The sequence below is a fragment of the Myxococcus sp. AS-1-15 genome (genome assembly GCF_020037055.1).
Classification (GTDB): domain Bacteria; phylum Myxococcota; class Myxococcia; order Myxococcales; family Myxococcaceae; genus Myxococcus; species Myxococcus fulvus.
Genome location: NZ_JAIQDF010000012.1, coordinates 250,946 through 264,491, shown reverse-complemented (window position 1 = coordinate 264,491; position 13,546 = coordinate 250,946). Strand labels below are relative to the sequence as shown.

At 70.4% G+C, this 13,546-nt stretch carries 11 protein-coding genes; 4 read left to right on the top strand and 7 right to left on the bottom strand.

Going from position 1 to position 13,546, the window contains the following annotated elements; all coding sequences use genetic code 11:
• Window positions 1-24: 24 nt before the first annotated feature.
• Together K8625_RS29460 and K8625_RS29455 are read right to left on the bottom strand one after the other, a co-directional pair.
• Window positions 25-2,139, bottom strand: a complete 2,115-nt coding sequence (locus tag K8625_RS29460) for an endo-1,3-alpha-glucanase family glycosylhydrolase (protein WP_223784573.1) — start codon at window positions 2,137-2,139, stop codon at window positions 25-27.
• A 139-nt stretch (window positions 2,140-2,278) separates the two neighbouring features.
• Window positions 2,279-2,887, bottom strand: coding sequence for a hypothetical protein (locus tag K8625_RS29455; protein ID WP_223784572.1), 609 nt, complete (start codon window positions 2,885-2,887; stop codon window positions 2,279-2,281).
• Window positions 2,888-3,022: 135 nt separating this feature from the next.
• On the opposite strand from K8625_RS29455, the gene K8625_RS29450 reads away from it, so the two are divergent.
• Window positions 3,023-4,042, top strand: a complete 1,020-nt coding sequence (locus K8625_RS29450) for a DUF6268 family outer membrane beta-barrel protein (RefSeq protein ID WP_223747943.1) — start codon at window positions 3,023-3,025, stop codon at window positions 4,040-4,042.
• On the opposite strand, the gene K8625_RS29445 is transcribed toward K8625_RS29450, so the two are convergent.
• The 4 genes from K8625_RS29445 to K8625_RS29430 all read right to left on the bottom strand — a co-directional run bounded on the left by K8625_RS29445 (window position 4,032) and on the right by K8625_RS29430 (window position 7,860).
• Entirely contained in the window at window positions 4,032-5,729 is a 1,698-nt protein-coding gene (locus K8625_RS29445) for a dihydroxyacetone kinase family protein (RefSeq protein ID WP_223784571.1), read from the bottom strand. The two genes, K8625_RS29450 and K8625_RS29445, sit on opposite strands and share 11 nt — an antisense overlap.
• 465 nt (window positions 5,730-6,194) lie before the next feature.
• The gene (locus K8625_RS29440; protein ID WP_223784570.1) at window positions 6,195-6,596 is read right to left on the bottom strand and encodes a tetratricopeptide repeat protein; all 402 of its coding nucleotides are present in this window, start codon (window positions 6,594-6,596) and stop codon (window positions 6,195-6,197) included.
• A 46-nt stretch (window positions 6,597-6,642) separates the two neighbouring features.
• Window positions 6,643-7,137 carry a nuclear transport factor 2 family protein gene (locus K8625_RS29435; protein ID WP_223784569.1) on the bottom strand — a complete coding sequence of 165 codons (495 nt, stop codon included), beginning with the start codon at window positions 7,135-7,137 and terminating at the stop codon, window positions 6,643-6,645.
• Window positions 7,138-7,200: 63 nt separating this feature from the next.
• Window positions 7,201-7,860, bottom strand: coding sequence for a trimeric intracellular cation channel family protein (locus K8625_RS29430; RefSeq protein ID WP_223784568.1), 660 nt, complete (start codon window positions 7,858-7,860; stop codon window positions 7,201-7,203).
• Between the two features lie 499 nt (window positions 7,861-8,359).
• On the opposite strand from K8625_RS29430, the gene K8625_RS29425 reads away from it, so the two are divergent.
• On the top strand, window positions 8,360-9,004 hold the full coding sequence (locus K8625_RS29425) for a LemA family protein (protein WP_223784567.1): 645 nt from the start codon (window positions 8,360-8,362) through the stop codon (window positions 9,002-9,004).
• The gene (locus K8625_RS29420) at window positions 8,998-10,236 is read left to right on the top strand and encodes a YgcG family protein (RefSeq protein WP_223784566.1); all 1,239 of its coding nucleotides are present in this window, start codon (window positions 8,998-9,000) and stop codon (window positions 10,234-10,236) included. The genes K8625_RS29425 and K8625_RS29420 overlap by 7 nt, the downstream gene beginning before the upstream one ends.
• 13 nt (window positions 10,237-10,249) lie before the next feature.
• Here K8625_RS29420 and K8625_RS29415 read toward each other — a convergent pair whose 3' ends face one another.
• Entirely contained in the window at window positions 10,250-12,700 is a 2,451-nt protein-coding gene (locus K8625_RS29415; protein WP_370641998.1) for a DNA polymerase domain-containing protein, read from the bottom strand.
• 56 nt (window positions 12,701-12,756) lie between these two features.
• Here K8625_RS29415 and K8625_RS29410 point away from each other — a divergent pair, with 56 nt between their 5' ends.
• Window positions 12,757-13,401, top strand: coding sequence for a YafY family protein (locus K8625_RS29410; protein WP_223784564.1), 645 nt, complete (start codon window positions 12,757-12,759; stop codon window positions 13,399-13,401).
• Window positions 13,402-13,546: the final 145 nt, after the last annotated feature.

Genomic DNA, 13,546 nt, shown 5'->3' with positions numbered 1-13,546 from the left:
CAGCGGGCCCGCGCCCGTCCACGCTCAGGGCCTCGTGCAGGAGCGTCCACCGCCCGCGTGATACATGAGGTCTTGGTAAACGGTTTGCGCGACGACGGGTGTGGCGCTCTGGAGCCGTTGCACCGTGACGCCGTTGCGCTGGAGCTCGAACACGGGCGTGGTGCCGGGAACGAGCGGCGCCTGGAAGGCCGTCACGCCGGCGCTCGTCACGTCCAGCGTGCGCACGTCCGTGCCTTGCGTGATGACCAGCCGGCCCGGCTCCTTGAGGAACGCGAGCAGCTCCACCTGGTTGGACGCGGCCACGCCGCCGCGCAGCTTCATGGCGCGCGCGGTCTGCTTGGTGGCATCGAACGGCGCGTCGGTGCGGTGTCGGCGGTGCGTGTAGTAGAGCGTGTCGCGGACGATGGTGGGCCGCTGCCCCGTCTTGAACCAGGTGGTGTAGTACGCAATCCAATCCATGATGACGTAGCCGCGCTCCTGCGACGCCGTCATCCACGACTCGCCGTAGTCCGTCAGCGTCAGCAGCGTCACCCAGTCCGCGTCGCCCTCCATCGCCTTCTCGAACTGCGTGCGGAACGCCAGGCTGTTCTGCGCCTCCCAGTACACGCGGCTGCTGTTCTCGCTGTCGGTGAGCTTGTGGCGCACGTCCTCGAACGCGACGGGAGACATCCACCGCTTGCCGCGCCGGTGCGACTCCACGCTCCAGCGGCGCATCGCCTCCCCGGACTGCGCGGTGCGCTCACCCCAGGTGGAGAAGCCCGTCACCAGGTTGTTCCACTCCGCGTACTTCGTCACGTCTCCCGTGTACGAGAGCAGCGGCCAGTAGGTGACCTGGATGCCCTGGGACGCAAGCCGCGTCTTCACCTCCGTCCACCAGGCCACCGACTTGCGCTCCGGGTTGAAGCTGGCCAGCACGACAGCGCCGTCGAGCCTGTGCACGGACGGGTGGTTGGCGACGGAGGCAATCATCGACACCAGGCCGTCCGTGGTGCCCGTGGCCTCGGTGGGGAAGTCGGGGCTGAGGACGATGCGGAACTCCGGGTCCACGGCCGCCGCGGCGGCGAGCATCGTGGTCAGCTGGTTGTTCCGCGTGTCGGACGAGACGCGGTACGGGTGCTCGTAGAGGAAACCGTCCATGCCGGCGGCGATGGCGCGGCGCACCTCCACCTCGAAGTCACGCTGTCGCCACGCGCTGTCGGCCCAGGGGGCTCGCGGCAGCGGCCGGTCACGCATCAGCCCGCCGATGTTCGCGTACTCCCCCCCGCGCGCCTCGGGCGTCAGCCAGCTGGTCCAGTGGTCGTCGGCGGGCGCCTTGTTGTCGATGGAGATGGGGAAGATGGGGTAATAGAAGCCGAAGACCTTCTTCGGCGCCGCGCGCAGCACGCTCGTCGCGGGCATGTCGAACGGGTAGCACTGCGAGATGGGCGAGGGCGCGGGTGCCACCGTCGCGCTCAGCTCCAGGTCGAAGCGCGCATCCGACGTGTTGGCCGCGGACTGGTGCAGCTCCACCGCGAGCACGTTCGTGCCCGTGCGCAGCGCCGCCGTGTCGAGGGCCTGCGCGTGCCACGTCTGCTCCTCCACGGGCAGGGAGATGGTGGCGGGCGCCAGCGTGCGATAGCCCACCGTGCCCGAAGGCAGGTTGCTGCGGAGCACCTCCACACCATTCAGGTAGACGATGGCGCCGTCGTCGCGCTGCAAGCGCAGGCGCAGCTCGCGCACCGACGCCGCGTCCGTCACCGTGAAGGCGCGCCGGAAGTACGTGGTGATGTGCTTGCTTGCCGTGTTGCTCCCGAAGGAGACCGTCGTGGCCAGGTCCGTCTCCGCGTAGCCCAGCGGTGACGCGCCCGAGGCCCACGCGCCGTCCACATAGCCCGGCGCCGTCCAGCCCGTGCCCAGGTCCACGCCCGTGTCCAGGTAGCGCCACGTCGCGCCCGACGCGATGAGCACCGTCTCCAGCGCGTCAGCGGCCGTCCCGAGAGAGCTCGCCTCTCCTGGCGTCGAGGGCGCCTCGCCCCGAGGCGTGTCGCCCGAGGAGACGTCCTGCTCCTCCGGTGCTCCACCCGAGCAGGACCACGAGAGCAACGGCACCAGCAAGGACACGGCGAGCCGTGCCCGGGGGAACGCCCAGGGTGTGTGCATGGATTGGACCTCGGAGGGCTCTTCGCCGTGGAGGACGAAGAGTGGGGGGTTGCTCCTCGGACACACGCACGCTCCGGATGGCGCGAACAATCCGGAGGTTTCCTGGTTTATCGACAGCGCACCGTGCGGGGTACCCGCCTCACGCCAGCAGCGCTTCCTTCTTCAGCAGCTTCTTGGCGAGCGTGGTGTAGGACCACTCGCCCTCCTCGTCGACGAGGCCCTTCTGGAGCAGCTTGCTCAGCTTGGGACCGATTTCGCTCGAGTGACCGACGAGGTGGTTCTCCGCGCTCACCTTGCCGATGGCGTCCTCGCGGTCATCCGCCACGACGAGCCGGGCCGTCAGCGTGTCGGCGTAGGTCGAGTAGTCGCTGTAGTACGTCCACGCGACGCCCTGGACCTTGAAGGCGCCGAGGACGACGACCTCGCCGTGCACGAGCAGGTTGCCCGCCTGGAGCGCGCCGCCGACGAAGAGCAGCGAGTAGTCGAAGCCCTCGTGGATGATGCTGCCTTCGACGACCAGGTTGCCCGCGACGAGCAGCCGCCCCTGGTCCTCGAGCACCAGGTTGCCCTTCACCACGAGGCCGCCGCCCACGCGCCGGTCCTCGCCCTCGCAGATGCGCAGGTCGCCCGACACCTGCTCGACGGTGTCGGTGGGTGTCAGCTTCGCCTTGAGCGCCGCCCGCTTGGAGGCCGAGCCGGCCTTGTCATGCAACGAGGCTTCCTGCAGCAACGTATCGAAGAGCTTCATGGAGCCAGGGTAGAAGTCCGCGGCCCGGGTGACGAGGACAATGTCTTCGGCGGACTCCCTGGACGGACGTGGGAGCGCCGACTCCCTGTATAGTGGGGGCTCGGCCGGGAAAACCGTGGTGAGGTCCATGTGTCAGTGACCAGGGCTGTGCGCTGGGCGCCCCTCCAACAGGTGCTGCTCGCCTGCGTGCTCGTCTTCGCGGGGACGGGTTCGGCGCAGACGACGGAGGACCGGGCCTATGTCGGCATCACCGTCGCGCGGGGGACCCGCATCGGCTCGCAGGGCGGGCGACTGGACGAACGACATCAGCTGGATTTGCGCCTGCCGCTTCCTCCCCTCTTCCTGGGGAAGACGGTGCTGGTGCCCTCGTTCGGGTACGAGACGCGCTTCATGGGGCTCGAGCGACGCGGCCCGCTCGCGGACGTGTCCGAGGAGGACCTGAGCCGGCGCTTCCATCGCTTCAGCCTGGGGCTCACGGTGATTCGTCCGCTGGCGCCCCGGTGGATGCTCATCTCGGGCGTGTCCGCGAATCCGCGCACGGACTTCAAGAGCTCGTTCGACGTGGGGCTGGATACGTCGTGGGCGGGCTTCGCCATGGCGAACTACCTGATTGGCGGAGACCCGGACGTGCGGCTCACCTTCGGGCTCGTCGCCCTCTATCCGTTCGACGCCACGCCCGTCATTCCCATGGCGGCCTTCACCTACCGCAAGGGCGCGTACATCCTGGAGCTGGGCCTGCCCCGGCTCACCGCGATGCTCAAGGTGGGCGACGGTCTGGAGCTGGGCCTCAGCGCCATGTTCGACCAGCAGGTGTTCCGCACGCGCCTGCCCGAGGGCAGCCAGGACCTGGCGGCCCGCTACGTGCGGGAGACGGCGCTGCGCGCGGGCCCCACGGTGAACACGCGATTGGGCGGCAGCAGCCTGTGGTTGAGCACTTCGCTGGGGCTCGACTTCCTGAACGACTACGCGCTGCTCGACAGGAACCGGGACCGGGTGGAGCTGGGGATGCTCCAGTCCACGGGCCCGGCGCCCTACCTGCGGGTGTCGCTCGGGTGGCGGCCCCCGAAGCGGGTCGCGGCCACCTCGCGTCCGGCCGCGAACAGCCTGTCGGGGGTGCCGCCGTCGAAGGGCAGCACGCCTCCGCTCATCCGATGAAGGGCGTGAGCGCCTTCACCCAGACGACGACGGCGGCGGCGCCCGCATCCGGGACACCGAGCGCGCGGCTCCCCAGGTAGCTGGCGCGCCCCAGGCGGGGCTGCATGCGCGAGGTGGCGTCGGCGCCCTGCTCCGCCTCGCGCACGCACGCGGCCCAGGCCTCGGCGGGTGCCTGTCCCGCCTTCAGCGCCTGGGCGAAGGTGTCCGCCGCGGGACGGAGCGCATCCAGCATGGTGCGGTCTCCGGGCCTGGCGCCGCCGAGGTTCGCCACGGCGTCGACGGCGAGGACGAACGCCTCCGCCCAGGCCGGCGCATCCACGGGCCCTTCCGACAAGCGGCGCGCGGCGCGCAGCAGCGCCGTGGCATAGAACGGCCCGGAGCTTCCGCCGATGGCGCGGCGCAGGGCCTCACCGATGGAGGTGAGGGCTCGCGAGGGACTCGTCCACGAGGACTCGGGGAGCGCGCGGATGGCCGCGGCGCCGCGCGACAGGCTGATGCCCAGGTCGCCATCTCCCGCCGCGCTGTCGAGCTCCGTCAGGCGCGACTCGCTCGCCTCGAAAGCGGACGCCACCGCGAGCGCCGCCGCGTGGACCTTCTCCATCCCCGGTGGCTTCGCGGCGGGGGCCGAGGACACGGAGGGCGCGGCGGTGACGGGCCTGGGCGCACGCTCCGGAGCGAGCCGCCCTTCCCCGCCCCATGCGGGCGCGGACGTCTTCGCGTCCAGCCGGGTCAGCAGGGTGTCGTCGACCTTCAACAGCGACAACGAGCAGCCGGGCATCTCCAGCGCGGAGAGGAACGTCCCGCTCCAGGCCCGCTCGACGCGAAGGCCTCGTTCGCGCAGGACGGCCAGCGCACGGCGCGTGACGATGGCGAGCTCCATCGGCGGCGTGCCACCGAGTCCATTGACGAGCAACGCCACGCGCGCGCCCGAGGTCAGACGGCGGTCCTCGACGATGGCGGCGAGCAGCGTCTCCACCAGCGCGTCCGCGGACTGGAGCTCAGCGCGCAGAACGCCCTGCTCACCGTGGATGCCCAGGCCCAGTTCGATCTCCTCGTCGCCGAGGGTGAAGCCGGGGCGCCCCGCCGCGGGCACTGTGCAGGGCCCGAGCGCGACGCCCATGGTGCCCAGCTCCGCTGACGCGGCCTGGGCCTCGCGGAGCACGTCCGACAGGGGAAGTCCGGCGGCGGCCGCGGCGCCCGCGACCTTGTGCACGAGCACGGTGCCGGCGATGCCGCGACGGCGCGAGGGCTCCACGGTGTCGCGCAGGGCGACATCATCGGCCACCACCACGACCTCCACGGGAATGCCCTCGGCGCGGGCCAACTCCGCGGCGAGGCCGAAGTTGAGCCGGTCTCCGGTGTAGTTCTTCACCACGAGCAACGAGCCCGCGGGGCCGGACACCGCGCGGATGGCGGTGAGCACGGCGTCGGTGCTGGGCGAGGTGAACACGTCACCGGCCACGGCCGCGTCCAGCATGCCCGCGCCCACGTAGCCGGCGTGAGCGGGCTCATGGCCACTGCCGCCGCCGGAGATGACGGACACCTTGCGCTGTCGGGGGTCCTCGGGCGTGTCACTCCGGATGACCACCGTCTCGTCATCGAGCAACACCTGTCCTGGAGCGAGCGCGACGAATCCCTCCAGCATCTGCCTCACGACGGCCTTGGGCTCATTGACGAGCTTCTTCACCGGTTCCCGCTCCTTGGCGACCTGTGCTGTCCAGGGGCGGGAGTAAACCACGCGCGTGGCGCGCGGGTGCCGGGGACCCGCGGGCGACGGACCGGAATCGTCCGTCAGCGGGCACGTCACCCTCGTGCGTGAAGCGCTCGCACAGGACACACAGGCGACGGACCGGGCTCGTCCGTCAGCGGGCACGCCCCCTCGCGAGTGACGCGCTCGCACAGGACACACAGGCGACGGACCGGGCTCGTCCGTCAGCGGGAACGTCACCCTCGCGCGTGACGCGCACTGAGGACACGCGAGCCAAGGACCGGAGTCGTCCATTACCGGGCGCGTCACTCACGCATAGGACCCACACATGTGCCGAGGACTCGCGGGCGCCGGACCGGAGTCATCCGTCGGAGGTCACCTCACGAGCATCTCGCCACCGGCGAGGTACTGCTTCAACCGGAACCACTCGCCTCGAGACCTCGCTCAACGCTCATCGCGCGCCCGCGCTTCGCGGAGCTGGGCAACCCTCCTCGCGACGTCGACCTCCGCGGAGCTGCGAGCCAGTGCCTCGGCCCCGTCCAGGCAGACCTGGGCTCGGGCGACCTGCCCCGAGCGCCGATGCACCTCCGCCAGGGCAAGCAACAGGAGCGGCTCGCGCTCCGCCGCAACGGCAAGGGCCTCCTCGTAGTAGCGCACCGCCTGTGGCAGCCTCCCAGCCTCCTCACAGAGCAGCCCCGCCGTCCTCGGCAGGAGCGAGGTGTTGGCGGGGCGCTCCGCCATGGAGCGGGTGCGCCCCAACGCAGCTTCCAGGCACGAGATGGCCTCGTCAATCCTGCCCGCCCGCGCGAGCTCGGACGCGAGGCGCAGGGGATGTTCATCACCCATGATGCGATTCCTCCCAGGTGCGAGAGCAGACACCCGGAGGTGTCGCTCACGCCAGTCTCTTGCCCTGCACGAACTCCAGGCCCAGGGGGTTGCCGCGGTAGTGGACGGGGTCCAGGAGCACCTTCTCGATGCGCCAGCCCTCGGCCGTCTTCACCACGTCATGCGTGTAGCGCGCGACGATGGTCCACTCCTGCTGCACGCCACCGAGCATGAAGTAGTGGGCCACCTCCGCGTAGGCCATCACCTGGGCCTGCGTCTCGTTCTTGAAGTGGATGCGGATGGTCGTCGCCGTGGCGTGCTGGACGCGGCTGAAGGCGCTGACCGCCACCCGGCCGTACTCAGCGGCCTGCTCGCGGGTGATGTGGATGGGCTCGCCGCCCATGAAGCGGCTGTAGTCCGCGGTGAGCTGGGGCGTGAAGACGTTCGCCCACCGGCTCCAGTCCCCGGTGTCCTTGCCGAAGTCGATGGCCTGCCCGTACTCCGCCACCAGCTCCTGGATGGCAATCCAATCCAATACATACTGCGTGTCTTTTTCGCGCATGGACGGGAACTCTAGGCCTGGCCCGTCAGCATGGGAATACGCGTGAAACTGCCAACAAGGCGCTCAGGGCTGGGGGAGGATTCCTGGGAGCTTCCAGTGGAAGAGGACGGCGAGCGTCCTCAGCCCGAAGCACACGGCCGCGCCCACGCTCGCGGCGAGAACGGCAGAGGCGCCCAGTCTGCGCGCCAGGAGCAACGCTCCCGCGCCCAGGAGCGCCGCCACCGCGTAGACATCCGCGCGCAGCACCAGGGGGACTCGCGCGAGCAGCACGTCCCGAATCGTGCCCCCGCCCGCGCCGGTGATGGCGCCCAGGAGCATGGCCGCCAGCGGAGTGGCCTTCAGCGAGAGGGCCTTGCCCGCGCCCGTCACCGTGAAGAGCGCAAGCCCCGCCGCGTCCAGGATGAGCAGCGGCGTCACGGGCACGTGTCCCAGGGGGCCGCTCATCAGCATCACCAGCGCGCCTCCGCCGAAAGCCGTGGCCGCGTAGCGCCAATCCTGGAGGGCCAGCGGAGGCACCGCGCCGAGCAGCACGTCCCGCACCATGCCTCCGCCCAGCGCGGTGGCGAAGGCGAGCACCAGGATGCCGAGCACATCCAGGCCCGCGCGCGCCGCCGTCAGTCCGCCCTCGACGGCGAAGACGAAGGTGCCCGCGAGGTCTCCCGCCGTCAGCAGCGTGCGCGACATCCGGCGCGAGGGTGACATCTCCATCGATGCTGGCCGCATCCCATCCCCCTGGAGGCTCCAGGTCTGACGCAGCGCCCGCATCGATTCAACGCGGCCCGCGTAACGGAGGGTGTCTTCTGAACAGCACGGCACCACGGGCTGTCAGCCGCCGCCCAGACCCAGCTCACGGATGCGTGGGAGAGTTCTTCCGCGCTCACGTCTCCCGCGGCGCGAAGCAACGCGGCTCCAGCAGTTCGTGCTCCCCACGTCCGAGGGCTTGCGTCGCGCGCGGGGCTTCGCGGGCGGGTGCTCCAACTCGGGCATGGGAGCCAGCGACAAGCTCCCTCCCGACCGGCGGCCTCAATCCCCTCGCTGGGTCCAGGTCCGCACTGGAGGTCCCCCGCAGCGGAGCCCGCGCCATCTGGCGGGGGAGCGAGTGTTGACCCACCACCAATGCGCGAGCCCCAGGGAACGCTGCCCTCCGTCCCTGCCGACCGCCACACTCCTCCCGGCTCAGGAGGGCGGGCCGACCCGTTCGGCGGTCGTCAGGGGGACCGGAATGAGTGACCGTCGACGCACGGATATCTCCGCGGGGGATGCATCCGTCCCGTACGAGGATGTCGACGGGATCATCCGCAAAGCCACCGAGTTGATGCAGGCAGACCCGTCGCTGGAGACGCTCACTCCCGAGGAGCTCCAACGCATTGGCGAAGAGCTGGACATCCCCGCTCGCTACATCGAGGAAGCCCGGGCGCTTCGAATCGAGCGACTCCAACAAGCAGCGCGGTCGCGACGTGCGATGGAGCTCGCCCGACAGGCACGGCGCCAACGCTATCTCCAGCGAGCACGTTGGGGCGCGGTCCTCTTCGCGGGCGCAAGCGTCCTGCTCGGATTGGGAACGGGCGCCATCCACAATGACCTGGGAACGCGGGCGTTGGAGGTGGCTCGACAACGGGCCCAGGTGCACAACGTGATGGTACGGCGTGAAGGAGTTCGAGCGCGCTTCGCCGCCGTCGAGGCGAGCCCGGAACGAGACGCCGAGCTGTCCGGTGCCGACAACCGCGTGTTCGTGGAGCAGCGCCGCTACGACCAACTGGTGGCCGACTACAACGCCGCCGCGGCCTCCATTCCGAACCGCTGGGTGGTGGAGCGCACCCGACTGCCTCGAAGCCTTCCTCTGTCCACCGAGCTGAAGTCATGGTGAAGCCATCGCTGCTGTTGCTGCTCCCCCTGCTCGCGCTGGTGGCTTCCGCCGAGTCCCGCGTCCCGGACATCACCCGACCTGTCGTGGACCTCGCGGACGTCCTGTCCGCACAGGACGAGGAGAGCATCTCCACGGAGCTGGTCCGACTGCGAGATTCCACCGAAGCCCAGATGGCGGTGGTTCTCGTCGAGACGACCTCGGGTGAGCCCATCGAGGACTTCGCGCTGCGCAGCTTCGATGCCTGGAAGGGTGGAAGCCGGGAGCGGAACGATGGGCTCCTGCTCGTGGTGGCGGTGAAGGACCGGCGCGTGAGGCTGGAGGTCGGCTACGGCCTGGAGGAGCCCATCCCCGACGGCGTCGCGCAGGCGCTCCTCCAAGCACAATCGCCCTTGTTCGCCCGCGCAGACTGGCGTGGTGGCATCCTGAACATCGTCGAGGAAATCCAAGGACGGCTTGCGGAGGCATCCACGACCACCAGCCGTGGGAGCGCAGTGGCCACCCCAACGCCACGGCGGCGCTCCGCATCCCAGCAAGTCCTCTTTCTCATGCTGATTTTCGGCGCGGCAACCGCCGCAGGGCTGCGCGGCCGGGGCGGCGTGGTGAGCAAGGACAGCGGCGGCATGTATTGGTTCCTCGCAGTCGAGGCCGTTGTCATGGCGACGTCGGCATTCGCCCATGGCCTATCGATTGTCGAGGCCCTGGGCATCTTCGGAGCCTTCGTGGGCTACTTCTTCATGATGGGTCACTGGGTGAACTCGCATCCCCCCAGCGCCATCGTTGTCGCCAGTTGCACGCCACTGCTCATCTATTGGCACGCGGCCAGCGACATCGCGCGAGCGCCCACCTTATGGGCCTGCGTCATGGCTCCGAACCCCTTCGTTGTATTTCTGATCGTTGTGGGTGTCCGCTACACCCTCGGCACATTCACGAACGCCATGAACATCCATTGCAACTTCAGGCCGAGGCCTTTGTCGCTCAGTCTGCGAGCAATGATGTGGTTGGGATACAAGCCCGAGCATCTTCGTAGACATCAGGCGCGCCTCGAGTCTGCCTCGGCGACAGGCGTTTTCTACGACTCCAGCGGGTCTCTGGGCGGAGTTGACAACGGAGGCTGGGGTGACGACGGAGGCTGGAGTGGCGGTGGCGGTGGCGGTGGCGGTGGCGGTGGCGGCGGAGGCTGGAGCGGAGGTGGAGGCAGCAGTGGTGGTGGCGGTGGCAGCTCCAGCTTCTGATTCCTCCCTGAACTCAGGAGCCGCCCAGGGACTCCTCTCGCGGCGTCTCCAGCGTCTCGTCCTCCGGCGGCGCCTGCACCACCGTGAGGATGGGACGCGAGTCCACGAGTGACGGCGTGAAGAGCGAGGGCTGCCCCGGGTCGTCGAACACGGTGGAGAAGTCCAGCGGCGTCAGGCCCCGCTCCAGGCGCGCGGCGAAGGTGTCCTTCAAGAGCCGCACGTAGTACTCGACGTCGTAGTCCCGCGGGTCCTCGGCGCCCTGCGCGGACACCTCCTCCACGTCATCCGGCTCCGGCTCGGGCAGCAGGCCCGCGCGCCCGCCCACCGCGCGGTAGATGCGCACGCGCTCACCCGCCGCCCACGACGTCCTGCCCGCGGTGAGCATCGCCTCGTACGCCAGCTCGCGCCTGCGCTCACGCACCGCCGCGTACTGCGCGGAGTCCTTCGTCAGCCGCACGTGCGCCGCCACCTCCGTCGTCGGCACCCGCCGCCTGCGCAGCGCCATCACCGTGTCCACGTACACGTCCCGCACGCCCGCCACGTCTCCCGCCAACAGACACCGCAAGGCCTTGCGCAGAAACGCCTCGCCGAACGGCTCCGCGCGGCTGGAGCGGAAGGCCACACCCTTGAGGTGGAGCGTCCCGTCATGCGACTGCAGCGCGTAGTTCTTCGGTTCGTGCGACAACATCGCCGCATAGCGCCCGTCGAACTCCAGCTGCACCCGGCGAGGCAACAGCGCGGCCACCTCCGCCACCACCCGCCGCTCGTCCTCCTCGCGCCAGTCCTCCGGCACCGCGAAGTACACGCCGTCCGTGTCCGCCTCCAACAACGTCACGCCCCGCCGCGCGAGTTCCCGACACAGGAGCGCCAGCACCGCGCGCCCGCGCCGCGTCACCTCGTTCGCCGCGTGCACGTCCGAGAAGCGCGTCAACCCCACCGCGCCCATGTACCCATAGGCCGAGTTGACGATGATCTTCATCGCCGACGACAGCGCGTCGTTCTCGTGCCGCTCCGTGGATCCCGCGGGCGCCGCCCGGGCCCGCTTCTTCGCCGCCAGCCGCTGGTCCACCAGCCGGTCCACCATCGACAACAACGCCCCCAACCTGTCCCGCTTCGGCCCGATGCGGTACTCGCGCATCAACGACGGATACAGGCTGGCCACGTCCGCCTTCACCACCCGCCGCGCCACCCCCGTGGCGAACAGGTGCAGCGCCGCCCCGCTGTGCGCCGTGCCATCCCCGCCCTCGTGCGCCGGAATCGCCGCCCCCGAACGCAGGTACGCCCGCACCAGCAACGGGTCCAACACCCCCGTGGCCGGCCCCGCGTCCGCCAGGCGCTCGTACCGGCGCGGCGCCATGCGCGCCAGGGCGAACGCCGCCCCGCCCAACAGCCGCGCCACGCCCTCCGCCTCCGCCACGTCGTCCCGCGCGTAGCGCCGCACCCGCTCCGGGTCCGTCTTGAAGACCTCGTGCACCCGCGCCCCGGGGATGTACTCACGCGCCGGGCCCGCGATGCCGAAGTGCCGCGCCACCACCTTGAGCCCATGCCCCGGCAAATCCCGCGCCGAGAAGTCGTGCCGCAGCACCGCGTCCAACGTGTCGATGAACTCGCGCCCCGGCACCGTGTACCGCGCGCGCCGCATCGAATCCGCGTTGCGCTCCGCCCCCCGCCCCAACGCCGAGCCCCGCGCGGACGGACGGTGCCGCAGGCCCGGTGAGCCCGCGCGCCCCAACGCCAGCGGCACATCCAGCCGCCGCGCGCGCCGCGCGACGAAGGGCAGGTCGAACCCATGCAGGTTGTGGTTCTCGATGACGTCCGGGTCCCACTGGCGCACCCGCTCGACGAACCGGCGCAGCAGGTCCGCCTCCGCCGCGTCACCGTCCCCGTGCGCCTCCAGCACGTCCGTGTCCCCGCGCGGCCCCCGCATCGCGATGAGGAAGATGCGGTCCCTGCCCGGGTCCAGCCCCGTCGTCTCCAAGTCGAACTGGAGCCGGTGCAGCGACTCGAAGGAGAGCCCCCGGAAGTACGTCCGCCCGGACGCCGTGAGGTACTGCTCCTCCGGCGGCAGCGACAGCACCGTCTCCGCGCTCAGGTCCCGCAGGTTCGCGAACGGCCGCCCCAGCCGCCGCGACGCGCCCTGCAACACGTCCGATGCGAGCGCGCGCCCGTCCTCCGCGCGAATCAGGAAGCGCAGCGCCCCCGGCCCCGACAGCTCCTGGTACGTCACCCGACGCGGCGCAGGCCCCTCACGCTCCGGTCGCAGCCGCGGCCCCAGGTGCTCCAGGTCCTCCAGGTTCGACAGCACCAGCCACGGCCGGAAGCGCACGTCCTCGCGCACCAGCGCCCCCGACTCCGGGAGCCTGCGCCACACGAAGGCGCGGCCGTCGGGCTCCGCCCACACCGAGACGATGCCCGGCGTCGCGTCCCAGCCCCACAGCCATTCGTCCTCCACCATGCCCGCCATCATGCCCCACACCTTGCCGCTCCCGGGTGTCAGCGGTATGTCAGGAAACCCACGCCATGCAACGCACCGAGCGACTCTTCGCACTCGCCGAGTACCTCCGGGGCCGCCGCACCGGCGTCACCGCCGAGACGCTCGCCGAGCGCTTCGGCGTCACCATCCGCACCATCTACCGCGACCTCGACACGTTGCGCGCCGCGTCAATGCCGGTGGCGGCGGAGCGGGGACGGGGCGGCGGCTACGCGTTGGACCGCAGCTACAGCCTGCCGCCGGTGAACTTCACCGCGCGCGAGGCGGCGCTGCTGGTGGCGCTGGGACGCTTCGCCATCGACATGCGGCTGATGCCCTTCGCGGGCACGCTCGAGTCGGCGTTGGACAAGGTGCGCGCCGCGCTCTCCACGTCCGCGCAGCGCGAGCTGCTCGACCGGCTCAAGGAGCTGAGCTTCCTGGGCGTGCCGTCGCTGCCGAGCAAGCCCGCCGTCCGAGCGGCCATCGAGCGCGCCTGGTTCGAGCAGCAGCCGCTGCGCCTGACGTACGTGGACGGCAACTACCTGGAGACCACGCGCGAGGTGCGCATCCTCTCCGTCGTGATGGACCGACACGAGACACGCCTGGATACCCAGGACATGCAGAGCGGCGCGCGGCGCCCCTTCCGGTTGGACCGCATCGTCCACGCCGAGGTGCTGCGCGCCTTCGAGCCCTGAATTCCCCGCGCGCCGGCTGTCATGCCGCACCGCATCAAAGGCAGACAACGAACATCGGTGACGTGAAGGGTCGAACAGGAGCGCAATCGGGATACCATCCGCGTCCCCCAACCCAACCCCCACGACACGCGCCTTGGAGGCGAGC

What these genes read in the sequence shown, in the direction of transcription:
- K8625_RS29460 (WP_223784573.1), bottom strand. Translation starts at nt 2,139, where the DNA reads ATGCACACACCCTGGGCGTTCCCCCGGGCACGGCTCGCCGTGTCCTTG.
- K8625_RS29455 (WP_223784572.1), bottom strand. Translation starts at nt 2,887, where the DNA reads ATGAAGCTCTTCGATACGTTGCTGCAGGAAGCCTCGTTGCATGACAAG.
- K8625_RS29440 (WP_223784570.1), bottom strand. Translation starts at nt 6,596, where the DNA reads ATGGGTGATGAACATCCCCTGCGCCTCGCGTCCGAGCTCGCGCGGGCG.
- K8625_RS29435 (WP_223784569.1), bottom strand. Translation starts at nt 7,137, where the DNA reads ATGCGCGAAAAAGACACGCAGTATGTATTGGATTGGATTGCCATCCAG.
- K8625_RS29430 (WP_223784568.1), bottom strand. Translation starts at nt 7,860, where the DNA reads ATGCGGCCAGCATCGATGGAGATGTCACCCTCGCGCCGGATGTCGCGC.
- K8625_RS29425 (WP_223784567.1), top strand. Translation starts at nt 8,360, where the DNA reads ATGAGTGACCGTCGACGCACGGATATCTCCGCGGGGGATGCATCCGTC.
- K8625_RS29420 (WP_223784566.1), top strand. Translation starts at nt 8,998, where the DNA reads ATGGTGAAGCCATCGCTGCTGTTGCTGCTCCCCCTGCTCGCGCTGGTG.
- K8625_RS29415 (WP_370641998.1), bottom strand. Translation starts at nt 12,700, where the DNA reads ATGGCGGGCATGGTGGAGGACGAATGGCTGTGGGGCTGGGACGCGACG.
- K8625_RS29410 (WP_223784564.1), top strand. Translation starts at nt 12,757, where the DNA reads ATGCAACGCACCGAGCGACTCTTCGCACTCGCCGAGTACCTCCGGGGC.